The sequence below is a fragment of the Klebsiella sp. X13 genome (genome assembly GCF_003323835.1).
Taxonomy (GTDB): domain Bacteria; phylum Pseudomonadota; class Gammaproteobacteria; order Enterobacterales; family Enterobacteriaceae; genus Klebsiella; species Klebsiella ornithinolytica.
Genome location: NZ_CP030874.1, coordinates 2,470,890 through 2,493,152, shown reverse-complemented (window position 1 = coordinate 2,493,152; position 22,263 = coordinate 2,470,890). Strand labels below are relative to the sequence as shown.

Here is a 22,263-nt window from a genome sequence, read left to right as displayed (position 1 = left end):
TCCAGATTTTAAATATTGAAAATTCAGAATTGGGTGACGGAATTTTTTTTGGTTGTGTTTCTTAATTCCTGTTGTCATGCCCATAATATAGCGCTATTTTTAGTTACCAAACTAATTACGTTAGTTAAAAAACTATTTAATACCACCAATAACATCAGTACCTCCATTGTATTATTAATTAAAAATACAATTTTCACAAAAAGCAAAACACCGATAACATACTCGCCACTTTTGTTAAATAACAAAACATACCAGACACAAAATAAAACTAATTAACATCATATAGATAGGATAAATTTTGTTTTAACTCACGTTTATAAATCAATTATCCATTAACATTTATCTATATTTTAAACAAATAAACACCTCATCCGTCAGGGTTATTTTGAAAATAAAAAAACACCTTCACACACCGTGTTTATTGATCTTGATCAATTGCAATAAAGCAACAAAGCGCAATATATAAATAACCAACAAATTAAATTTAACGCACGGAAAAAGGCGTTAAATAATCGTCACGAAAATCATCAAAACCAAAGATTAATAAGTAAAGAAAGTTTTGAAATTAAAAAAATCACCGGTTATGACGTGACGCAACCGTATTTTCAACTACTCGCAGATACTCATTATGAAAGAGAAACAGACAACCATACCGCCTGCCGGTGCCGCCAGTCCCAAGGCTGCAAATAAAAACCGCCTGCTGATGATGGCGCTGCCCATTATTGTTGCAGTTCTTTTACTCTTCGTGCCGGTGCCTGACGGGTTACCGCCTTATGCCTGGCACTACTTTGCTATCTTCGTTGGCGTTATTGTCGGGCTGATTTTTGAACCCCTGCCGGGCGCCGTGATCGGTATCACCGGGGTGGTGGTCATCGCCCTGTGCAGCCAGTGGCTGCTCTTCAACCCGGCGCAACTGGCCGACCCTAAATTCAAACTGGCCGGCGCCTCGTTTAAATGGGCGGTCAGCGGTTTTGGTAACTCCACCGTCTGGCTGATTTTCGGCGCCTTCATGTTCGCCGCTGGCTACGATAAAACCCAGTTTGGTCGCCGTCTGGCGCTGATCCTGGTGAAGTATCTGGGCCGCCGCAGCCTGACGCTGGGTTATGCCATTACCTTTGCTGACCTGCTGCTGGCACCGTTTACCCCGTCCAATACCGCGCGCAGCGGCGGGACAATCTACCCGATTATCGCCAACCTGCCGCCGCTGTACGGTTCTAAACCAAACGATCCCAGCGCGCGTCGAATCGGCTCCTACCTGATGTGGGTGGCCATTACCGCCGCCTGTATCACCAGTTCGATGTTCCTCTCCGCGCTGGCGCCAAACCTGCTGGCCCTCGCGCTGGTCAAAAGCATCGTTGGCATCAATATCTCGTGGGGCACCTGGTTTATCGCCTTCCTGCCGCTGGGTATCCTGCTGATTCTGGCTATGCCGCTGCTGGCTTACTGGTTCTATCCGCCGGAAGTGAAAGTCAACAACGAAGTGCCGCTGTGGGCCGCTCGTGAGCTGGAAAAACTGGGCAAGCTGTCGCGCAATGAGATCCTGCTGCTGGTGTTCGTCTGCTTCGCCCTGACCATGTGGATTTTCGCCGCCGAGTGGATTGAACCGGCGCTGGCCGCCCTGCTGGTGATTGTGCTGATGCTGTGGACCGGCGTACTTTCGTGGAGCGATATCACCAACAATAAAGCGGCATGGAACACCTTTGTCTGGTTCGCCACGCTGGTGGCGCTGGCCGACGGCCTCTCCTCGACCGGTTTTATCGCCTGGCTGGGTAAAGAAGGTGGCGCGTTGATGAGCGGCATCTCCCCGGGGGTCGCCACTATCGTGCTGCTGCTGGCGTTCTACCTGCTGCACTACCTGTTCGCCAGCACCACCGCGCACACCACCGCGCTGCTGCCGGCAATGCTGACTATCGCCTCCACCATTCCGGGTATGAATATGCAGGTCTTCGTCCTGCTGATGGTCACCTCGCTCGGCGTGATGGGCATCATCACCCCGTACGGTACCGGTCCAAGCCCGATTTACTACGGCAGCGGCTACCTGCCAACCAAAGACTACTGGCGCCTCGGCACCATCTTCGGCGCCATCTTCCTGGCCGCCCTGCTGCTGATTGGCTATCCGTGGATGTCTATGATGTTCTGATTCATAACCGCCGGAGGTTCTCCTCCGGCGGTTTTACTCTTAGGGAGCAAAGCTATGTCGACTAAACCGTTTGTATACCAGGAAGCCTTTCCGCTGGCAAAAGATGAGACCGAATACTATCTGCTGAGCAAAGAACATGTTTCCGTGGCCGAATTTGAAGGCCAGGAGATCCTGAAGGTTGAACCTGAAGCCCTGACCCTGCTGGCCCAGCAGGCCTTCCACGATGCGGCCTTTATGCTGCGCGTTTCCCATCAAAAGCAGGTTGCGTCAATCCTGCTCGACCCGGAAGCCAGCGAAAACGACAAATACGTCGCCCTGCAGTTCCTGCGCAATTCGGAAATTGCGGCGAAAGGTGTGCTGCCGACCTGCCAGGATACCGGTACCGCGATCATCATGGGTAAAAAAGGTCAGCGCGTCTGGACCGGCGGCGGCGATGAAGCGGCGCTGGCCCGCGGCGTTTACAACACCTATACCGAAGATAACCTGCGCTACTCGCAAAATGCTCCGCTGGATATGTACAAAGAGGTCAACACCGGGACTAACCTGCCGGCGCAGATCGATCTCTATAGCGTTGACGGCGACGAGTACAAATTTCTGTGCATGGCGAAAGGCGGCGGCTCAGCCAACAAAACCTATCTGTATCAGGAAACCAAAGCGCTGATTACCCCGGCGAAGCTAAAAAACTACCTGGTTGAGAAGATGCGCACCCTCGGCACCGCGGCCTGTCCGCCGTACCATATCGCCTTCGTGATCGGCGGCACCTCGGCGGAATCGACGCTGAAAACCGTGAAGCTGGCCTCCACGCGCTACTACGATGGTTTACCCACCGAAGGTAACGAGCACGGCCAGGCGTTCCGCGATGTTCAGCTGGAACAAGAGCTGCTGCTGGCAGCGCAGAATCTCGGCCTCGGCGCGCAGTTCGGCGGCAAATACTTTGCCCACGATATCCGCGTGATTCGCCTGCCGCGTCATGGGGCCTCCTGCCCGGTCGGCATGGGCGTCTCCTGCTCCGCTGACCGCAATATCAAAGCCAAAATCAACCGCCACGGTATCTGGATTGAAAAGCTGGAGAGCAACCCGGGCCAGTACATCCCGGAAGCGCTGCGTGAGCAAGGTGAAGGCCAGGTGGTCAGCATTAATCTGAATCAGCCGATGAGCGAGATCCTGGCGCAGCTGTCCGCCCATCCGGTCTCCACCCGTCTGACGCTGAACGGCACCATCATCGTGGCGCGCGATATCGCCCACGCGAAGCTGAAAGAGCTGCTGGATAACGGTGAAGCGCTGCCGCAGTACGTGAAAGATCACCCGATCTACTACGCCGGTCCGGCGAAAACTCCGGAAGGTTACGCCTCAGGTTCACTCGGCCCAACCACCGCAGGGCGCATGGACTCCTATGTTGATCTGCTGCAGTCCCACGGCGCCAGCATGGTGATGCTGGCAAAAGGCAACCGCAGCCAGCAGGTGACCGACGCCTGTCACAAACACGGCGGATTCTATCTCGGCAGCATTGGCGGCCCGGCGGCGGTACTCGCCCAGCAGAGTATTAAGAGCCTGGAGTGCGTGGCGTATCCGGAACTGGGGATGGAAGCTATCTGGAAAATCGAAGTGGAAGATTTCCCGGCCTTCATCCTGGTGGATGACAAAGGCAATGATTTCTTCCAGCAGATTCAGAACAAGCAGTGTAACAGCTGTGCCCAGCGGTAGTGTTGCCGGCTAAAGCCGGGCGCTGAGCTAAGAGGTATTCCGTTCACCCTACGTCAGGCAGAACATGCGGCCTCAGTGCGAGGTGACCGGGTTAAGGGGAAGATAACCGTCTTCCCCTTAACAATCCCCGCGGTCCCGCACGGAAATCGGTGCTGCGCACTGCGCTCACCTCCCGGCCTGCAGCCTGCGGTCGGCTCAACTCGACCTGCTCGCCCGTTCCGGGGCTCGCTCCTGTCTCGATTCGCCTCTTGCCGCCATCCCTGGCGGCCAGCCCTTGTCTTCCGGCCTTCGGTTCACCGATTTCAGCGGGGTCCAGGGCCCCGCTGCACGCCTTTTCATCCCAAAATGTCCATCACTGCGGAGAGCAACAACGGTCGAGGAAAAAGCAGGCAACGATCGAATTAACAGACGCAGCTCGGGCTCGTTTTTTATCACCCCGCGGCTAGTGACCAGCCGAGGGGGCGCCCGGCGCTCCGGCACGACTGAACGGCGGCCGGGCAAACCAGATAACCACGATCAGCGCCATAAAGCCCCAGCCCAGCACCCAAAAATAGTCGATGGTCGACATCATGTAGGCCTGCTGCTCAATGCTCTTATCAATCAGCGCCATATGCTGCTGCTTGGCTCCGCCCATCTTGTCGATGTAGTCCACCGCAGCGGGATTGTAGGCGGAGACGCTTTCCGTCAGGTTGGCATGGTGGAAAACTTCCCGCCGCGACCAGATCCAGGTGGTGAGCGACGACGCGAACGAGCCGCCCAGCACGCGGAAGAAGGTCGCCAGACCGGAGCCTTCCGCCACTTCTGCGCCGTTCAGGTTTGACAGCACAATCGTCGTGATAGGCATGAAGAAAAACGCCACGCCGATTCCCATGAACAGCTGCACTTCGGCGATAGTGCGGAAATCGACATCGGTATTGAACTGCGCGCGAATAAGGCAGGAGGCCCCCATCGTCAGGAACGAGAGCGAAGCCAGAATACGCAGGTCGAAATTATTGGCGTAGCGGCCAATAATCGGCGTCATTATCAGCGGCAGGATCCCCATCGGCGCGGCGGCCAGTCCGGCCCAGATCGCGGTGTAGCCCATCTGCGTTTGCAGCCACTGCGGCAGAATAATATTGATAGCAAAAAAAGCCGCGTAGCCCAGAGTCAGCGAGAGCGTACCAATCGCAAAATTGCGATCTTTGAACAAGCGCAGATTAACAATCGGATGACGCTCGCCCAGCTCCCAGATAACGAAAGACACCAGCGAGATGGCTGAAATCGTCGACATCACAACGATCTGCGAAGAGGCAAACCAGTCAAGATCGTTACCTTTATCAAGCACCACCTGCAGCAGCCCAACCCCAAGCACCAGCAGCGCAATCCCGATGTAATCAATGGGGGCGTGGGTGGTGGTCTCTTCCCGTTCACGCATCTGCGTCCAGACGACGATGGTGGCGAAGATGCCGATCGGTACGTTGATGTAGAAGATCCACGGCCAGGAGTAGTTGTCCGTTATCCAGCCGCCGGTAATCGGCCCGACAATCGGCGCCACCACGGTCACCATCGACAGGAGCGCCAGGGCCATACTGCGTTTACTGGCGGGGAAGATAACCAGCAGCAGCGTCTGACACATCGGGAACATAGGGCCGGCGAAAAAGCCCTGTAGCGCGCGGAAGATAATCAGCTCGGTCATACTGTGGGCAAATCCGCACAGGAATGAGGTCAGCGTAAACATCATCACCGAGCCAATAAACAGCTTTAACTGCCCGAAGCGGCGCGTAAACCAACCGGTCAGCGGCAGCGCGATAGCGTTACACACCGCAAATGAGGTGATCACCCATGTCCCCTGATCCGCGCTGACCCCGAGGTTGCCGGCAATCGTCGGCAACGCCACGTTGGCGATAGTGGAATCCAGCACCTGCATAAACGTGGCCAGAGACAGCGCGAGCACCGCCAGCCACATATTGGGCGGTGTAAAGGCAGCCTTATCGTGCATAACGTCTCTCTTAACGGGCGCCGGCGGCTATCGTTTTGCTGTTGTCATGAAGGATTTTAGCCACCAGTTTGTCCGCTTCTGCCAGCGGGTTTTGATACACATCGGTGGTGAAACGCGGGCTGCTAACGGTTTGCTGCGGCAGCAGGTGCCCGTCAGCGTCGCGAATATCGACGCTAACGTTCATCGACAGGCCGACGCGCAGCGGGTTTTTCTGCATATCATGGGGATCGAGCACGATACGGACCGGCAGACGCTGGACAATTTTGATCCAGTTACCGCTGGCGTTCTGTGCCGGCAGCAGCGAGAAAGCGCTGCCGGTGCCAATACCCAGGCTCTCGATGGTGCCGTGATACTCAACATCATCGCCGTACAGATCCGCGCTGAGCGTGACTTTTTGTCCGAGGCGCATCCCCTTCATCTGGCTCTCTTTGAAGTTGGCATCCACCCAGACTTCGTTCAGCGGCACGATAGCCATCAGCGTCGTGCCGGAATCAACGCGCATGCCAAGCTGCACCGCCCGCTTCGCCACATAGCCGCTGACCGGAGCCACGATGGTGCTGCGGGAGTTGTCGAGATAGCGCTGACGGAAAGTGGCGACGGCACTTTTAATTTCCGGGTGGCTGTCGATTACGGTGTCATCCACCATGGCCATATTGGTGCGCAGCGCTTCCTGAGCGGCCAGAAGATCGCTTTGCGCGCTGGTGACCGCATCGCGGTAATGCGCCAGGTCTTCCGCGGCGATCGCCCCGCTCTGGAAGATTTTCTGCCGCCGCGCATAGTCGTTTTGCGCCGTTTGCAACGCCACTTTTTTTGCGGCGACCTGGGCGCGGTAGTTATCCGCGGTGCTGTACAGGCCGCGAACCTGGCGAACGGTATTCGCCAGACTGGCCTCCGCCTGCTGCAGCGCAATTTCGGTATCGCTGGGGTCGAGCAGCACCAGCGGCTGCCCCTTCTGCACGAAGTCGCCTTCATCCACCGTCACCTGAGTGACCGTACCGCCAATCTGCGGGGTGAGCGTCACCTGGTTACCATTGACATAGGCATCGTCGGTCGTTTCATAGTAGCGGGCGTACAGCAAATACCACGCCACCCCGCCTCCGGCGGCGAGAAGCAGAATAATCAATAAAATAATAAAGTTTCGTTTGCGCTTGCTGCCGCGCTCAGCCTGTTGTACCGCAGTGGTTTCCATCTTGTCAGGACCTTTTTGAATGCATTAGCGATGAGGGGCGACGATCTCGTCTGGCAACATTTTGGTCATCAGATCGACCAGCTGTCGGGATTCATCGGGAGTCAGTCGGGCGGTGAGTTCGCTGATGATCGACACCAGCGCTTCATTGACAAAGCGCTCGCAAATCAGCAGCCCTTTGTCGGTCAATGCCAGAATCACCTGGCGTTTATCCTGTGGATTTGGGGAGCGGCTGATCAGCTCACGCTTGACCATTCGATCCACCATTCGGCTCATGGCGCCGGCGTCCATGACCAGGTTTTTACTGATTTCGACCGGGCTGTTAAAGCCTTTATAAATACTGATCAGCACCTTGAACTGCGCGGCGGTAATGTCCATGCCGGAGAAGTGCTGGCTAATCAGCTGGTCCTTGAACTGGTTAGCCAGATGGATCAACAAACCTAAGTGAAATCTATTGTTAATAATACCCGGATGGTTATTCATGATATTTGCCTGGTCAGTAATTACAATTGAAACTACTGACCAGGCATCTATTTGTCAACGTAGTGTCAAGAAGATCGCACATTTTGTCAGCGCCAAGGCCACCGCTCAGTACATTATGACGCGGCCCCCGACGCCGTTTGCCGGCCTCGTCCTCGATATTCGCGACCTGTCCGCCGCGCTTGTATTCGCTTATCGCTGGTCTATGCTCAAAGCAGGGCCTGGTCAGGGAGTGCCGTTGACCACCTGAAAAATAACGATAATTCTCTTTTTTTGGGTGCTGCATATGAACAAGATACAGGCGTTTTTTTTAGCCGCCCTCGCGCTATGCCTGGCGTTCCCCCTTTCGGCGGCAGAACCGCGCCAACAGCCCACAGAACGTGAACAGGCCCGTACGGTAAAAATTTTCCACCAGCCGATTGTGATGTTACAGGCGACCTTCGGCCAGACGACGCCCGAAGAGCGGGTGCTGCGGATTCGGAATACGCTACGTGCTTTTACCGAGGCGGATATCAGCCAGCCGCTGCAGGTTGTTCCGGTCACGCGCTACAACCTGCCGGGTCGTTTGTTCCTTATGAACGGTAAACCCATTATGTTGCTGAGCCAGGCCGACCTCGACGAAGGTGACGACCTGACCCTCGACCAGGCCAGCCAACGGGTTCTCGCCCGTATGGAGGCACAGCGCAGTGCGCTTCGGGAACAGTACAACACCCCCTACCTGGCGCTGGCGGTGGTTAAAGTGGTGGTCGGGGCGCTGCTGTTGGCCGCCTTTTATTACGTCGCCTGGCGCTCCTGGCGTCGGGTTCGCCGCTATTTTCTGCTGCAGATTCTGCAAAAGCGCGGCTGGATCCCCCAGAGCTGGCGGCGGTTTCTCGGCAATATCGAAACCAGACTCTATGCCCTGCTGATGGTCTTGCTTGGTACGGTGGCGCTCTATGCCTGGCTAAGCTGGGCCTTCGGCCTGTTCCCCTGGACGCGCGTGTGGAGCGAATCGCTGGGAGAGTGGTCGGTGCGCGTCCTGCAGGAGATTGCGCTGTCGATAGTCTCGGCGCTACCCGGCCTGCTGATTGTTCTGATTATCCTGCTGATCACCTGGTTTATTATCCGTCTGGTAAAACTGCTGCTCAGTCAGGTGGAAGCCGGTCGTCTGCAAATTCCGGGTCTGCATCCGGAAACGGTAGGCGCGACGCGTAAACTTATCTCGGTGGTCATCTGGCTGTTCGCCCTCTCCGCCGCTTACCCCTTTTTGCCTGGCGCCAACTCGCTGGCTTTTAAAGGCATTAGCGTCTTTTTCGGTCTGATGTTAACCCTGGGATCGGCGGGAGTCATGAACCATGCCATGAGCGGTCTGGTGCTGATTTACTCGCGCGCGCTGCGCAAAGGCGATGTGATTCGGATTGCCGATAATGAGGGTAAGGTCAGTGAAATTGGGATGCTGGCCACCAAAATCGTCACCCGGGAAAACTATATCGTGACGGTGCCAAACGCCGTGGTAGTCAGCGGGAAAATCACCAACCTCAGCGCCCAAAACAGCGAAGCCGGCCTTAACCTGACCACCGGCGTCACCATCGGCTACGACACGCCGTGGCGACAGGTTCAGGCGATGCTGGAACTGGCGGCCCGCCGCGCGCCGGGTATCGACCACCGTCAGCCGCCGCTGGTGCGTCAGCTTGGCCTGATGGACTGGTACGTCTCCTATGAGCTGCAGGTCCTGCTACTGGCGGAAACCTCGCTGGCCGACGGGCGTACCGCACTGCACAGCAATATTCAGGATGTATTTAATGAATTTGGCGTGCAGATCATGTCGCCGAACTTTGTCATGCAGCCGAAGGGAACCGTGATGGTGGCGAAAGAGGACTGGTACGCCGCGCCGGCGGCGCAAGACCCGCAGACAACAGAGGGATAAATCACGATGCTGGCCGGTAAAGACCGGCCAGCAGAGCCGCATCAGGCCGGTTTCCCGTCCAGCTCATCAAACACCTGCTGCGCAAGATGCATCGTGGCATTGGCAGCAGGCAGCCCGCAGTACAGCGCCGAGTGCATAATCAACTCTTTCAGCTCATCGCGGGTCACGCCATTATTAAACGCCGCGCGCAAATGCATTTTCAGCTCCGCTTCACGGTTCAGCGCAATCAGCATGGCGATAGTTATCATGCTGCGGGTATGGTGATCCAGCCCCGGTCGGGTCCAGGTTTCTCCCCACGCATAGCGGGTAATGAAATCCTGAAACTCGTCATTGAGCGGCGTCAGATTGTGCAGCGTGCGCTCGACATGGGCATCGCCCAGCACTTTGCGCCGAACGTTCATGCCCTGCTGGTAACGGGTTTTATCGTCCACGATCGCCCTCCTGCAAAAAAGCCAACAGCGCCGCGCTAAAGGCCCCCGGCGACTCGATGCTGGACAGATGTGAGGCGGAAACCACCACCACCTGCGACGCGGGGATCTGCTGATGTAAAAAATGCGCATCGGCAACGGTAGTGACAGGGTCACTTTCACCGGCAATAATCAGCGTCGGCACGCTAATTTGTCCGACTTCGCTGCGCAAATCGGCTGCCGCCAGCGCTTCGCAGCACTCGGCATACCCTTCGGCATTGCTATGGGTCAGCTGATGGCACAGCGCCTCAACCACCTCCGGCGCCTTCTGACGGAAGGCGTGCGTGAACCAGCGGTCCGCCGCACCGGCGGCCACCACGTCCATTCCCTCCTGGCGCACGGCACGCGAACGGGAAAGCCAGCTGGCCTGATCGCCAATCCGCGCCGCCGTGTTGGCCACCGCGATACCGTAGAAACGATCCGCGGCAAAACGCCCCAGCCATAGCCCGGTCAGGCCGCCCATCGAGATGCCGCAAAACCAGGCTTTGGCGATATTGAGATGATCGAGCAGCGCAATCACATCTTCCCCAAGTTGCGCCAGCGTGACCTTGCCCGACTTTTGGGTTTTACCATGGCCGTGGGTGTCATAGCGCAGCACGCGGAACCGTTGGGTTAAGGCCGCCATCTGCGGCTGCCACATTGCGCGGGTGGTCCCGAGCGAGTTAGAAAGCACAATGACCGGCGCGCCTTCCGGCCCGTCCAGCTGATAATCAAGGTTCATTACGTTGCTCCTTGTAACGCGCCACGACCTGGCGCACAAAACGTTCGGCGCTGCCGGTGGCCGTGGCCGGATCCAGCAGCTGCGTTAAACGGGGGGGCGAAAGATGCTGGCTGACCAGCGGGTCGTTCTCCAGCAACGCCTGCAGCGGGCGGGATTCGTCGATCGCCTGGCGGCACAGCGCCTCAATACGGTGATGGGCATCGGCTTTGCCAATAAACGCCGCCAGCGCCAGCGTCACCGCCTCGGCCATAATCAGTCCGTGGGTTATCTCCAGGTCGGCCCGCATTTTCTGCGGGAAGACCTGCATATCGCGAACCAGCGCATCGCTTTGCGCCAGTGCCCCACCCACCAGCATAATCAGCTCCGGGAGGGTCTCCCATTCCGCCTGCCAGCCGCCAAGGGCGCGTTCATGCTGCTGAATCTGGCCGGCGTAAAGCGTCGCCACCAGTCCAGGCGTGCGCTGGGCCGCGGTTAAAATCGCGCTACAGGCGATTGGGTTGCGTTTGTGCGGCATGGTCGACGATCCGCCGCGCCCTTCCGCAACCGGTTCGCTGACTTCCGCCACTTCGGTTTGCATCAGCAGGGAAAAATCGTTCGCAAATTTGCCCAGCGTGCCGCACAGTCCCGCAAACCAGGCCCCCACTTCCAGCAACCGGTCACGCTGACTGTGCCACGGCGTATCCGGCAGAGTCAGCCCGAGCAGGCTGGCAAGCGCCGCCGCAACCGGCGATGCGTCGGCCTTTAGCGAATCCAGGGTACCCGCCGCGCCGCCAAACTGCAGCACCAGCACCCGCGGACGCATCTCCCGCAAACGCTGCTGCCAGCGCAGCAGCGCATCAAGCGAACCCGCCAGCTTCAGGCCAAAGGTGACCGGCAGCGCGTGCTGCATCCAGGTACGACCGGGCATTACCGTGTTCTGATAGCGTTCAGCCTGGGTGGCGAAGCCGTCAATCAGCTGTTGCAACAGGCGTTCCGTTTCGTCCAGCGCGCCGCGCAGCTGCAAGACCAGCCCGCTGTCGATGGCATCCTGGCTGGTCGCCCCCCAGTGAACGTAGCGTGCCGCACCGGCATCCTGCGTCTTCACCCGCGCGGTGAGCTGCTTCACCAGCGGAATCGCCAGGTTGCCCGCGCTGGCGGCAGCCAGCCCCAGGGCCGGAAAATCGATGGACGAATGCTGGCAGGCGCTGACGATGGGGGCGACAGCATCCTGCGGCACGGTGCCGCAGGATGCCTGTGCGCGGACCAGCGCCGCTTCAAAATCCAGCATCCCCTGCACCCGCTGCGCATCGCTAAACCAGGCGGTCAGCGGACTGCTGCGCAGCATGGGGGTCAACAAACTCATGTTGGCTCCTTAAACACGTTCAATAATCAGCGCAATACCCTGACCGACACCAATACACATGGTACACAGCGCATAGCGCCCACCGCTACGACGTAGCTGATACGCGGCGGTCATCGCCAGACGACCACCCGACGCCCCCAGAGGGTGGCCCAGCGCAATGGCGCCGCCGTTGGGATTGACGTGGGGCGCATCGTCGGCCAGCCCTAAATCGCGGGTCACCGCCAGCGCCTGCGCGGCGAACGCTTCATTCAATTCAATGACATCCATTTGCTCTAGCGTCAGCCCCGTTTGCGCCAGCACTTTACGTACCGCCGGAGCCGGACCGAAGCCCATAATACGTGGCGCCACGCCCGCCGTCGCCACGCCGACGACCCGGGCCAGTGGGTGCAGATCGTTGGCCGACAGCGCCGATTCGCTGGCCAACAGCAAGGCACAGGCGCCATCGTTCACCCCGGAGGCGTTCCCCGCGGTCACCGAACCGTCCGGACGCACCACCCCTTTGAGTTTCGCCAGCGCTTCCGCAGTCGTGCTACGCGGGTGTTCATCGCGAGTAAACAGCAGCGGGTCGCCTTTGCGCTGTGCGATAGAGACCGCGATCAGCTCATCAGCAAACCGTCCGGCCTCCTGCGCCGCGGCGGTGCGCATCTGGCTGCGCAGCGCAAAGGCGTCCTGATCGGCACGCGAAACGGCAAAATCAGCGGCGACGTTCTCGGCGGTCTCCGGCATCGAGTCGACGCCGTACAGTTCTTTCATCCGGGCGTTGATAAAGCGCCAGCCGATCGTCGTATCTTCAATCTTCATGTTGCGGCTAAAGGCATTCTCCGCCTTACCCATCACAAACGGCGCGCGCGACATGCTCTCCACGCCACCGGCGATCATCAGCTGAGTTTCGCCGCTTTTGATGGCCCGCGCTGCGACGCCGATCGCATCAAGACTGGAGCCGCACAGCCGGTTAATGGTGCTACCCGGCACCGTTTGCGGGAGTCCGGCCAGCAGCAGCGCCATACGGGCAACGTTGCGGTTATCTTCCCCGGCCTGGTTTGCGCAGCCGTAAATCACATCATCAATGCGCGCGGGATCGAGGCCCGGGTTGCGCTCCAGCAGCGCTTTCAGCGGCAGAGCGGCCAAATCATCGGCGCGCATTGTCGCCAGCGTACCAGCAAAACGCCCGAACGGTGTACGCACCGCATCACAGATAAATGCCTGATTCATCATAGGTTCCTTATGCGCTTTCCGCCAGATGTTCAAAGGTCAACGCCACCGGAGTGATGCGCTGCAGCTCCTCAAAAGAGAGGCCGTTGAAAATTTCTCGGACCACCGGACCGGCCGGGGTGATGTCAATGACCGCCAGGTCGGTGTAGATCCGGCTGACGCAGCCCACTCCGGTGAGCGGGTAGCTGCACTGTTCAACCAGCTTACACTCGCCGTCGCGGGTCAGGTGATCCATCATCACAAACACCTGACGTGCGCCGATGGCCAGATCCATCGCCCCTCCCACCGCCGGGATCGCGTCAGGTGCGCCGGTGCTCCAGTTGGCGAGATCGCCGCTGGCGGAGACCTGATACGCCCCGAGTACGCAAATGTCGAGGTGGCCGCCGCGCATCATGGCGAATGAGTCGCCGTGATGGAAAAAGCAGCCGCCTTTGAGCAGGGTCACGTACTCTTTCCCGGCATTAATCAGCTCCGGATCTTCTTCACCCGGCTGCGGCTTACCCCCCATCCCCAGCAGGCCATTTTCACTGTGCAGAAAGACCTCTTTATCGCTCGGCAGATAGTTGGCGATGCGGGTAGGTAAACCGATGCCCAGGTTGACATAGGCCCCTTCCGGGATATCGCGCGCCACTCGCTGGGCCATTTCATCGCGGGTTAGTTTTTGCATAGTTGGCTCCTCAGGCGCGTTGTGCGGTGGTCAGATGTTCCAGCGAGAACACACGCTGGACGAAAATCCCCGGGGTGATCACATTTTCCGGGTCAAGGTCGCCAAGACTCACCAGACGGGAGACTTCAACGATGGTGGTTTTTGCGGCGGTGGCCATAATGGGGCCGAAGTTGCGCGCCGCTTTGCGATACACCAGATTGCCCCAGCGGTCGGCCTGGTGCGCTTTGATCAGGGCAAAATCGGCCTTGATCGGGTATTCGAGGACGTAATGACGACCGTCGATTTCGCGGGTCTCTTTGCCTTCAGCCAGCGGCGTGCCGTAACCGGTCGGCGTAAATATCGCGCCCAGGCCGGCGCCGGCGGCCTGGATTCGCGCCGCGAGATTACCCTGCGGGACCAGTTCCAGCTCCACTTTGCCGCGGCGATAAAGATCGTCAAAAATCTGTGAGTCAACCTGGCGCGGGAAAGAACAGACCATCTTTCTCACGCGTCCGGCCTTCAGCAGTGCCGCCAGGCCAACTTCACCGTTGCCCGCATTGTTGTTGATAATGGTGAGGTCGCGGGCACCCTGTTCAATCAGGGCGTCAATCAGGTACGTTGGCTGACCGGCGGGACCAAAACCGCCGATCATGATGGTCGCCCCGTCGTGAATCCCGGCGATGGCATCACTTAGCGTCGACACGCTTTTATCAATCATCAGGTCGCTCCTTTACGTGCGGTAATCGCACTTTTATGCGTTGTTCGCACAAAATGTGACCCGCTTAACGATGTTGGTCAAGGGCGATAATCGAAATATGGTGCGATAATCGAACATCGTATATCTTTAGCGAAAGAATGTGATCGACGGCAAATATGGAGAAAAAAATGGAGAAGCATCCAGACGATTTACTGACGGGCGACAGCGATCCGTTTAAAGGCGATCCGAACTTTATGGCCTCGCTGGCCCGCGGGCTGGAAGTGATTCAGGCCTTCACCCCGCAGCGCCCGGTCCTGTCTATCTCGCAAATCAGCCAGAAGACCGGTATTCCGCGCGCGGCGGTGCGCCGCTGCCTGTACACGCTGGGGAAACTGGGATTCGTCTATGCGGAAGATGGCAAAAACTTCCAGCTGCGCCCGCGTATTCTGGCCCTCGGCCACGCGTGGCTAGCCTCCACGCCGCTGGCGCGTTCGGCGCAGCCTGTTCTTAAACACCTGAGTGAAATGCTGAACGAATCCTGCTCGATAGCCACCCTCGATGGCGACGATATTCTCTACATTGCCCGCGCCTCCAGTTCGCGGATTATGACCATCGATCTGGATATCGGCAGCCGCCTCCCGGCCTGGGCGACCTCGATGGGGCGCGTGCTGTTAAGCCATCTGCCGGAAGAGAAGCTGAACGATATGCTGGCGCGGGTGACGATGATTCGCTACACCCCGCAAACGGTGGATTCGGTGAACAAGCTGCGCGCGGAGCTGAAGCGCGTCCAGCAGCAGGGCTACGCGCTCAACGATCAGGAGCTGGAAATGGGACTGCGCTCGCTGGCGGTGCCTTTGTTCAACCCGCAGGGCCAGATACAGGCCGCGCTGAACGTCGGCGTGCATGCCGGGCAGGTCTCCACTCGCGACATGCTGGAACGGGTTCTACCCGAGCTGCAAAAAGCGGCTCGCGAGCTGACGCTGCTGCTGCGCTAGCGGCTGCGTTTGGCGTGGCGCTCCCAGTTCTCCTGTTTCGCCTCGGCGGATTTGCGCAACGCGACGTAACACGCTCCGCTGCCGCCATGCTGTGCCGAGGCCACGCAGAACGCCTGTACCTCGGGCAGTTCGACCAGCCAGCGCGCCAGATAGCTACGCACGATATTAGCGTGCGCGTTATCTTCCCGCCCTTTTCCGTGGACGATCAGCAGATTGCGCAACCCCTCCTTTTGCGCCTGCACGACAAAGGCAAACAGCATTTGCCGGCACTGTTCGACCGGACGGCGCAACAGATTCAGGCTGGCCTGCTGGTCATATTTCCCCAGACGCAGCTTATCCAGCACACCGTTTTGCAGCCCGTCGCGTTTAAATTCCAGCGGCGTGGTCAGCGGCAGAATATCGAGATAGCCGGTGGTGAGAAAATTATCGAGCTGCAGGACATCAAGACGCTGCGTCGGGCGCGGGTTGCGTTCCGGATGCCAATGAACGTCATTGCCGCGCTTCAGAGGCTGAACGTCCTCCATGGCGCCAAGAAATAGCGATTTGTCGTCAAGATTCATGTGCACTCCTCCGGCTGCTACCGGAGGCTACTATAGCCGCCGCGCCCCGCCGCCTCAATGCGTTTATCGACAACCGGCGACAATTTGCCCTGCCGGCTCAGGCGGGAAACTGGTGGCGACTTTGTCGGCGAAACTGGGTAATCAGCGAGGCCGTTAACGGCGTCTGCCGCGAGTCGCGGCGCTGGATCAGATAATAGGTCGCTTTCGGTAACGTTTCGCTCACCTTGATCATCACCAGCTTGTCGGCAATCATCGGGTCGCTGCCCAGCTCAACCGGTAAGATACTCAGAAAATCACTCTGTACCACCAGACTGATGCAGGAAGAGAAGGTTTCGCACACGATGCCGACATGCGGGATCTGCGAACGGTGGCTAAACAGATCCTGCAGCTGCTTAAAGTAGCTGCCGCGCGGGGTTGGCATGGTCCAGCTGTAATGCAGCAGTTGTTCAATCGAGGTCGCCTGGGTTGCGGGATGCCCGGCGCGGGCGAAGACCGCAAACGGCTTTTCGAACAGTTTCTCAAAGCTGAATTCATGATCGTAAGGGCCGGGATAATAGGTATTGATGGTGAAATCGAGCTCCCCCTGCCGCAGTTCGTTGATCATCGACAGCAGCTGACCTTCCATGATACGCACCTTCACCAGCGGGTGCTGCTGATGAAAACGACAAATCACCGAGGGCATCAGCGAGCGCGCCACGCTGGCTCCAAGACCAATATTGATCTGCCCGGTCAACGCCCCCTGGCGCTGCAACAGATCTTCCTGCGCCGCCCGCAGCTCCTCAAGAATCAAACTGGCGTGCTGATAAAAACTTTCGCCATTCTCGGTTAACGATACCCCCTGGCTGCGGCGCACGAACAGCTGGGCGGACAGCCCCTCTTCCAGCTCTTTAATGGCCTTGGTCAAAGCCGGTTGCGATAACGCCAGCGTCCGGCTGGCACCGCGAATACTGCCCTGACGCGCCACTTCAACGAAGGCACGAATTTGGTGAAATTTAATCTGAAAAGACATCGCCGTAGTGATAACCATTGTTTATCAAACAGAAGAAAATGGCATCTACTGTAATGCAAAGCGTTGTGGCAACGTAAGAATGCGCTGCTGAAAAACCCATCAGCGATAAGTAAAAGCTATCACACCGTGAACCTCATCACATTTTTAAATATGACAGGACAGGTTATGCCGTTACTCAATGAATACATCCGTCAACTGCTGCCAGAGATGACGCAATGGCGTCGCGATTTACACCATTATGCCGAGTCCGGCTGGGTCGAGTTCCGCACCGCCAGTAAAGTTGCAGAGCAGTTGCATCAGCTGGGCTACGACCTGACCCTGGGCCGCGACGCGGTCGATGCCGATAGTCGGATGGGATTACCGGATGAGGTCACCCTGGCCAACGCCTTTCAGCGCGCCCGTGAGCAAGGTGCGCCAGAACCGTGGTTGAGCGCATTCGAAGGCGGCTTCACCGGTATCGTCGCCACGCTGGATACCGGGCGTCCCGGCCCCACTCTGGCCTTTCGGGTCGATATGGATGCCCTCGATCTGAATGAAGATACCGACGGCCACCACCGCCCGTTCCGCGAGGATTTTGCCTCCTGTAACCCTGGGATGATGCACGCCTGCGGACATGATGGTCATACGGCCATCGGCCTTGGCCTGGCCCACGTTCTGAAACAGTATGCCGATCGGCTGCACGGCGTGATCAAGCTGATTTTCCAGCCTGCGGAGGAAGGTACCCGCGGCGCGCGGGCAATGGTCGCCGCTGGCGTGGTGGATGATGTCGATTACTTTACCGCTATTCATATCGGTACCGGTGTCCCGGCCGGTACCGTGGTGTGCGGCAGCGATAACTTTATGGCAACCACTAAATTCGACGCGCTATTCACCGGCGTTGCGGCCCACGCCGGAGGTAAACCGGAAGACGGGCGTAATGCGCTGCTCGCCGCGGCGCAGGCGGCGATTGCTCTGCACGCCATCGCGCCGCATAGCGCCGGCGCATCGCGGGTCAATGTCGGCGTGATGCAGGCGGGCACCGGGCGGAACGTTGTCCCATCCGGCGCGCTCCTGAAGGTGGAAACCCGCGGCGAAACGGAAGACATTAACCGGTATGTGTTTGAACGCGCGCGGGAGGTTATCCACGGCGCTGCCGCGATGTACGGAGCCAGCGTCGAGCTGCGCCTGATGGGCGCGGCGACTTCCAGCGCACCGTCCCCGGCGTGGGTACACTATCTGCGCGAGCAGGCGGCACGGGTGCCCGGCGTGGAGCAGGCTATCGACCGTATTGCCGCCCCTGCCGGCTCAGAAGATGCCACCCTGATGATGGCCCGGGTTCAACAGCATAATGGCCTGGCCTCGTATATGGTTTTTGGCACGGAACTCAGCGCCGGTCACCACAACGAACAATTCGACTTTGATGAGAACGTGATGGCCATCGCCGTGGAAACTCTGGCCCTCACCGCGCTCAATTTCCCCTGGCAGCGAGGTGTGTAATGGAGGCCCTCTACCGCTACGTTGATGAGGTGATTACCGCCCGCGCCGGCGAGTTGACCGCTATCGCCGACGCCATCTGGGATCACCCGGAAACGCGCTTTGAGGAGTTCTGGTCAGCCGAAAGGCTGGCGCTCGCCCTTGAAGCAGAAGGTTTTGAGGTCTGCCGTGAGGCCGGCGGGATCCCCAACGCCTTTGTCGCCAGCTACGGCAGCGGAAAGCCGGTGATTGCCCTGCTGGGTGAATATGATGCGCTGGCCGGGCTTAGTCAGCAGGCGCAGTGCGCGTATCCTGCTGCCGCGACGCCTGGGGCGAACGGCCACGGCTGTGGTCACAACCTGCTGGGCACCGCCGCACTGGCCGCCGCCATTGCCTGCCGGAGCTGGCTGGTGCAGCACGGCGGTTGCGGGACGATTCGTTTCTACGGCTGTCCGGGGGAAGAAGGCGGTTCCGGCAAAACGTTTATGGTGCGCGAAGGCATGTTTGACGATGTGGACGCCGCGCTGACCTGGCACCCGGAAGCCTACGCCGGCATGTTCAGCACCAGCACGCTGGCCAACATTCAGGCCGCGTGGCGTTTCAGCGGCACCGCGGCTCACGCCGCCAACTCGCCGCATCTGGGGCGCAGCGCGCTGGACGCCGTCACGCTGATGACCACCGGCACCAACTTCCTCAATGAGCACATTATTGAGAAAGCACGCGTCCATTATGCCATTACCGACAGCGGCGGCATTTCCCCCAACGTGGTACAGGCTCAGGCGGAGGTGCTCTATTTAATCCGCGCGCCGGAGATGGCGGATGCGCAGCAAATCTATGCCCGCATCGAGAAAATCGCCCAGGGCGCGGCGCTGATGACTGAAACGTCGGTCACCTGTCGTTTCGAGAAGGCCTGCTCCAGTTATTTACCTAATCGCACGCTGGAGGCGGCGATGTATCAGGCCGTGTGCCACTACGGTACACCGTCATGGAGCGAGGCGGATCGCGCGTTTGCCGACGACATTCGTGCCACGTTAAGCGAGAACGACCTCAACAACAGCCTGAGAAATATCGCCGGCACCGGCGGCGAAGAGGGCAAACGCTTCGCCCGTCGCCACCGGGAAACGGTGCTAATCGATGAAGTCGCCCCCTGGGCTGCGACGGATACTATCCTGGCGGGATCCACCGATGTGGGCGACGTCAGCTGGAAAACCCCGGTCGCCCAATGTTTCAGCCCCTGTTTTGCCGTCGGAACACCGCTGCATACCTGGCAACTGGTGAGCCAGGGCCGCACGGCCATCGCCCATAAGGGGATGCTGGTGGCCGGAAAAGTGCTCGGCGCCACGGCGATCCGCCTGCTCACCGATGGTGCGCTGCTGCAAGCCAGTCAACAAGAACTGGCGCAACAGCTGGCTGAAAAGCCATATCACTGCCCGATCCCGCAAGGCGTGACACCGTCACCTTTAAAATAAAAACAATCATTCACGCACTAAACACCACAACTAACACAACAACGACTGAGGAATGCCCATGAGTATGTCATCCATACCGTCGCCTTCCCCCAACGGGAAGCTGTACAGCTGGGTTGAAAAGATCGGTAACAAGGTTCCACACCCTTTTTTGCTGTTTATTTATCTTATCGTGGTGCTGGCGGTAGCCACCGCCGCGCTGTCGGCCTTTGGCGTGGCGGTGATCAACCCGACGGACGGCTCCACCGTGGTGGTCAAAAACCTGCTCAGCGTCGAAGGGTTACACTGGTTTTTACCAAACGTCATCAAGAACTTCAGCGGGTTTGCACCGCTGGGGGCGATTCTGGCGCTGGTGCTCGGCGCTGGACTTGCGGAGCGGGTGGGATTGCTGCCGGCGCTGATGGCCAAAATGGCCTCGCACGTCAGCGCGCGCTACGCCAGCTATATGGTGCTGTTTATCGCCTTTTTTAGCCACATCTCATCCGACGCCGCTCTGGTGATTATGCCGCCGCTAGGCGCCCTGATGTTTCTCGCCGTTGGCCGCCACCCGGTCGCGGGCTTACTGGCGGCGATTGCCGGCGTCGGCTGTGGGTTCACCGCTAATTTGCTGATTGTCACGACCGATGTGCTGCTCTCGGGCATCAGTACCGAGGCGGCAAAAACACTGGATGGCTCGCTGCATGTCAGCGTTATCGACAACTGGTATTTCATGGCCAGTTCGGTCATCGTTCTGACCCTGGTTGGGGGGCTTATCACCGATAAGTTGATTGAACCGCGGCTGGGAAGCTGGGAAGGCCGCAGCGAGGACAGACTTGAGGCGCTGACGGCGGAGCAACGCTTCGGGCTGCGGGTTGCCGGTATCGCGTCATTGGTTTTTATCGCTCTGGTCGCCATCATGGTCGTGCCGCAGAACGGTATTCTGCGCGATCCGGTCAGCCATACGGTGATGCCCTCTCCCTTTATTAAAGGCATTGTGCCGCTGATTATTTTTTTCTTCTGCTTCGTCTCGCTGGCCTACGGTATTGCCACCGGGAAAATTCGTCGTCAGGCGGATTTGCCGCCGTTAATGATCGAACCGATGAAAGAGATGGCCGGGTTTATCGTCATGGTGTTCCCGCTGGCCCAGTTTGTTGCCATTTTTAACTGGAGCAATATGGGTAAATTTATGGCCGTGGGGCTGACTGATTTGCTGGAGCAGGCGGGAATGAGCGGAGTACCGGCTTTTGTTGGCCTGGCGCTACTGTCGGCATTTCTCTGTATGTTTATCGCCAGCGGCTCGGCAATCTGGTCCATTCTGGCGCCGATCTTTGTGCCGATGTTTATGCTGCTCGGGTTTCATCCGGCCTTTGCCCAGATACTGTTCCGCATCGCGGATTCGTCGGTCCTGCCGCTGGCGCCGGTATCGCCGTTTGTCCCGCTGTTTCTTGGCTTCCTGCAACGCTATCGCTCAGATGCGAAACTCGGTACTTATTATTCACTCGTCCTGCCCTATCCTCTGATATTCCTCGTCGTGTGGCTTCTGATGCTGGTGATATGGTACTGGCTGGGTTTACCCATCGGCCCGGGAATTTACCCGCGCCTGTCCTGATAAAACCGGGTGGCCAGAGCCTGGTCACCCTCCGCTGCGCGCGTGACGACACGCATCATCGCGTGATCGCGTGGAGAGAAGCGTTCATCTCCAGACTTTTTATAATATCAGCCTTGTCGTCTGCGCCGCATTTTTCGTCACCCGAGGTTGTCCTGCGACATTCTTAAAGATGCCGTTTTTTTAAATGCATCTCTTTCAGCATCTTATATACCGACTCAATCGCAAGAGAGACAGCGTTTAACAATAAACCACTGATAATCAAGATTAAAAGTCCTGTCAGCATATATTGCATATCGATACCTCTAATGGTTATAAAAAAAAGCCAACACCGGGGTGCTGGCAAAATAATTGACTCAAGGAATGCCTGTATATTTATTCGCGGCGCCGGGTGCCTCCCGATGAATTAGCCAGTTCTTACTAATCCGCGTGCGTATGACAAACTGCAGAGAAAAATGAACTGAACGCTCCTCCGCACAGGGGAATTCGCCGCCGAATAAAAGTAACAAAAACCCGTCACACCCGCGCGGCGTAATTAATACAAAAATAAACATCACCGCAGACGGTATCTCCGCGGTTTTATCCGTCTCAGCAGCCGTATGCAGATTGAAATCGCGCGTCATTTCTTCCCCCGGTTCCCGGCCTTTATCCGCACAGCGGTGGATTATCTTTCAGGAGTATAGTTGGCGGAACGGCGTGCGTGATATCTTGTCAATA

Annotated in this window: 19 protein-coding genes; 7 read left to right on the top strand and 12 right to left on the bottom strand. The window is 58.1% G+C overall.

The window, feature by feature from the left end; translation table 11 throughout:
- Positions 1–628: 628 nt before the first annotated feature.
- Complete coding sequence (locus DSD31_RS11870) at positions 629–2,140, top strand: anion permease (protein WP_004862511.1); 1,512 nt, start codon at positions 629–631, stop codon at positions 2,138–2,140.
- A 54-nt stretch (positions 2,141–2,194) separates the two neighbouring features.
- Positions 2,195–3,844: a class I fumarate hydratase FumA gene (gene fumA / locus DSD31_RS11865; protein ID WP_113991057.1), complete on the top strand. Its 1,650-nt coding sequence runs from the start codon at positions 2,195–2,197 to the stop codon at positions 3,842–3,844.
- Positions 3,845–4,286: 442 nt separating this feature from the next.
- Here fumA and DSD31_RS11860 read toward each other — a convergent pair whose 3' ends face one another.
- Genes DSD31_RS11860 through DSD31_RS11850 form a run of 3 tightly spaced genes read right to left on the bottom strand, consistent with a single transcriptional unit; the run spans position 4,287 to position 7,491 of the window.
- Positions 4,287–5,822 (bottom strand): DHA2 family efflux MFS transporter permease subunit, encoded by a 1,536-nt coding sequence (locus tag DSD31_RS11860; RefSeq protein ID WP_113991056.1) that lies wholly within the window; start codon positions 5,820–5,822, stop codon positions 4,287–4,289.
- 10 nt (positions 5,823–5,832) lie between these two features.
- Complete coding sequence (locus DSD31_RS11855; RefSeq protein WP_113991055.1) at positions 5,833–7,011, bottom strand: efflux RND transporter periplasmic adaptor subunit; 1,179 nt, start codon at positions 7,009–7,011, stop codon at positions 5,833–5,835.
- 24 nt (positions 7,012–7,035) lie between these two features.
- Positions 7,036–7,491 carry a MarR family transcriptional regulator gene (locus tag DSD31_RS11850; protein ID WP_015584227.1) on the bottom strand — a complete coding sequence of 152 codons (456 nt, stop codon included), beginning with the start codon at positions 7,489–7,491 and terminating at the stop codon, positions 7,036–7,038.
- 283 nt (positions 7,492–7,774) lie between these two features.
- On the opposite strand from DSD31_RS11850, the gene DSD31_RS11840 reads away from it, so the two are divergent.
- Complete coding sequence (locus DSD31_RS11840) at positions 7,775–9,394, top strand: mechanosensitive ion channel family protein (protein ID WP_004862522.1); 1,620 nt, start codon at positions 7,775–7,777, stop codon at positions 9,392–9,394.
- Positions 9,395–9,435: 41 nt separating this feature from the next.
- Here the strand turns inward: DSD31_RS11840 and pcaC are convergent, their stop codons facing one another.
- Genes pcaC through DSD31_RS11810 form a run of 6 tightly spaced genes read right to left on the bottom strand, consistent with a single transcriptional unit; the run spans position 9,436 to position 14,500 of the window.
- A complete protein-coding gene (gene pcaC / locus DSD31_RS11835; RefSeq protein WP_004862525.1) occupies positions 9,436–9,825 on the bottom strand; it encodes a 4-carboxymuconolactone decarboxylase in 390 nt (129 codons plus the stop codon).
- Positions 9,815–10,582, bottom strand: coding sequence for a 3-oxoadipate enol-lactonase (gene pcaD / locus DSD31_RS11830; RefSeq protein ID WP_032717526.1), 768 nt, complete (start codon positions 10,580–10,582; stop codon positions 9,815–9,817). The genes pcaC and pcaD overlap by 11 nt, the downstream gene beginning before the upstream one ends.
- Complete coding sequence (locus DSD31_RS11825; protein WP_104896563.1) at positions 10,572–11,924, bottom strand: 3-carboxy-cis,cis-muconate cycloisomerase; 1,353 nt, start codon at positions 11,922–11,924, stop codon at positions 10,572–10,574. The genes pcaD and DSD31_RS11825 overlap by 11 nt, the downstream gene beginning before the upstream one ends.
- A 9-nt stretch (positions 11,925–11,933) precedes the next feature.
- Positions 11,934–13,136 (bottom strand): 3-oxoadipyl-CoA thiolase, encoded by a 1,203-nt coding sequence (gene pcaF / locus DSD31_RS11820; protein ID WP_015584222.1) that lies wholly within the window; start codon positions 13,134–13,136, stop codon positions 11,934–11,936.
- Positions 13,137–13,146: 10 nt separating this feature from the next.
- Positions 13,147–13,803, bottom strand: a complete 657-nt coding sequence (locus DSD31_RS11815) for a 3-oxoacid CoA-transferase subunit B (RefSeq protein ID WP_004862533.1) — start codon at positions 13,801–13,803, stop codon at positions 13,147–13,149.
- Positions 13,804–13,813: 10 nt separating this feature from the next.
- Positions 13,814–14,500 (bottom strand): 3-oxoacid CoA-transferase subunit A, encoded by a 687-nt coding sequence (locus DSD31_RS11810; protein WP_004862535.1) that lies wholly within the window; start codon positions 14,498–14,500, stop codon positions 13,814–13,816.
- Between the two features lie 167 nt (positions 14,501–14,667).
- Here DSD31_RS11810 and DSD31_RS11805 point away from each other — a divergent pair, with 167 nt between their 5' ends.
- Positions 14,668–15,474, top strand: a complete 807-nt coding sequence (locus tag DSD31_RS11805) for an IclR family transcriptional regulator domain-containing protein (RefSeq protein WP_004862537.1) — start codon at positions 14,668–14,670, stop codon at positions 15,472–15,474.
- Here the strand turns inward: DSD31_RS11805 and smrA are convergent.
- Entirely contained in the window at positions 15,471–16,034 is a 564-nt protein-coding gene (smrA, locus tag DSD31_RS11800; protein ID WP_086816532.1) for a DNA endonuclease SmrA, read from the bottom strand. The two genes, DSD31_RS11805 and smrA, sit on opposite strands and share 4 nt — an antisense overlap.
- Positions 16,035–16,131: 97 nt before the next feature.
- Positions 16,132–17,043, bottom strand: coding sequence for a LysR family transcriptional regulator (locus DSD31_RS11795; RefSeq protein WP_015584221.1), 912 nt, complete (start codon positions 17,041–17,043; stop codon positions 16,132–16,134).
- Positions 17,044–17,208: 165 nt separating this feature from the next.
- Here DSD31_RS11795 and DSD31_RS11790 point away from each other — a divergent pair, with 165 nt between their 5' ends.
- The 3 genes from DSD31_RS11790 to abgT are packed head-to-tail and all read left to right on the top strand — an operon-like array spanning position 17,209 to position 21,549.
- Positions 17,209–18,519 carry a M20 family metallo-hydrolase gene (locus DSD31_RS11790; RefSeq protein ID WP_099144358.1) on the top strand — a complete coding sequence of 437 codons (1,311 nt, stop codon included), beginning with the start codon at positions 17,209–17,211 and terminating at the stop codon, positions 18,517–18,519.
- Positions 18,519–19,964, top strand: coding sequence for a M20 family metallopeptidase (locus DSD31_RS11785; protein WP_015584220.1), 1,446 nt, complete (start codon positions 18,519–18,521; stop codon positions 19,962–19,964). The genes DSD31_RS11790 and DSD31_RS11785 overlap by 1 nt, the downstream gene beginning before the upstream one ends.
- A gap of 58 nt (positions 19,965–20,022) precedes the next feature.
- Complete coding sequence (gene abgT, locus DSD31_RS11780; RefSeq protein WP_004862546.1) at positions 20,023–21,549, top strand: p-aminobenzoyl-glutamate transporter; 1,527 nt, start codon at positions 20,023–20,025, stop codon at positions 21,547–21,549.
- 353 nt (positions 21,550–21,902) lie between these two features.
- Here the strand turns inward: abgT and DSD31_RS11775 are convergent, their stop codons facing one another.
- On the bottom strand, positions 21,903–22,169 hold the full coding sequence (locus DSD31_RS11775; RefSeq protein WP_004862550.1) for a hypothetical protein: 267 nt from the start codon (positions 22,167–22,169) through the stop codon (positions 21,903–21,905).
- Between the last annotated feature and the right edge of the window lie 94 nt (positions 22,170–22,263).

Coding starts and splice junctions, on each gene's coding strand:
- DSD31_RS11870 (WP_004862511.1), top strand. CDS start 629: ATGAAAGAGAAACAGACAACCATACCGCCTGCCGGTGCCGCCAGTCCC.
- fumA (WP_113991057.1), top strand. CDS start 2,195: ATGTCGACTAAACCGTTTGTATACCAGGAAGCCTTTCCGCTGGCAAAA.
- DSD31_RS11860 (WP_113991056.1), bottom strand. CDS start 5,822: ATGCACGATAAGGCTGCCTTTACACCGCCCAATATGTGGCTGGCGGTG.
- DSD31_RS11855 (WP_113991055.1), bottom strand. CDS start 7,011: ATGGAAACCACTGCGGTACAACAGGCTGAGCGCGGCAGCAAGCGCAAA.
- DSD31_RS11850 (WP_015584227.1), bottom strand. CDS start 7,491: ATGAATAACCATCCGGGTATTATTAACAATAGATTTCACTTAGGTTTG.
- DSD31_RS11840 (WP_004862522.1), top strand. CDS start 7,775: ATGAACAAGATACAGGCGTTTTTTTTAGCCGCCCTCGCGCTATGCCTG.
- pcaD (WP_032717526.1), bottom strand. CDS start 10,582: ATGAACCTTGATTATCAGCTGGACGGGCCGGAAGGCGCGCCGGTCATT.
- DSD31_RS11825 (WP_104896563.1), bottom strand. CDS start 11,924: ATGAGTTTGTTGACCCCCATGCTGCGCAGCAGTCCGCTGACCGCCTGG.
- pcaF (WP_015584222.1), bottom strand. CDS start 13,136: ATGAATCAGGCATTTATCTGTGATGCGGTGCGTACACCGTTCGGGCGT.
- DSD31_RS11815 (WP_004862533.1), bottom strand. CDS start 13,803: ATGCAAAAACTAACCCGCGATGAAATGGCCCAGCGAGTGGCGCGCGAT.
- DSD31_RS11810 (WP_004862535.1), bottom strand. CDS start 14,500: ATGATTGATAAAAGCGTGTCGACGCTAAGTGATGCCATCGCCGGGATT.
- DSD31_RS11805 (WP_004862537.1), top strand. CDS start 14,668: ATGGAGAAGCATCCAGACGATTTACTGACGGGCGACAGCGATCCGTTT.
- smrA (WP_086816532.1), bottom strand. CDS start 16,034: ATGAATCTTGACGACAAATCGCTATTTCTTGGCGCCATGGAGGACGTT.
- DSD31_RS11795 (WP_015584221.1), bottom strand. CDS start 17,043: ATGTCTTTTCAGATTAAATTTCACCAAATTCGTGCCTTCGTTGAAGTG.
- DSD31_RS11790 (WP_099144358.1), top strand. CDS start 17,209: ATGCCGTTACTCAATGAATACATCCGTCAACTGCTGCCAGAGATGACG.
- DSD31_RS11785 (WP_015584220.1), top strand. CDS start 18,519: ATGGAGGCCCTCTACCGCTACGTTGATGAGGTGATTACCGCCCGCGCC.
- abgT (WP_004862546.1), top strand. CDS start 20,023: ATGAGTATGTCATCCATACCGTCGCCTTCCCCCAACGGGAAGCTGTAC.
- DSD31_RS11775 (WP_004862550.1), bottom strand. CDS start 22,169: ATGACGCGCGATTTCAATCTGCATACGGCTGCTGAGACGGATAAAACC.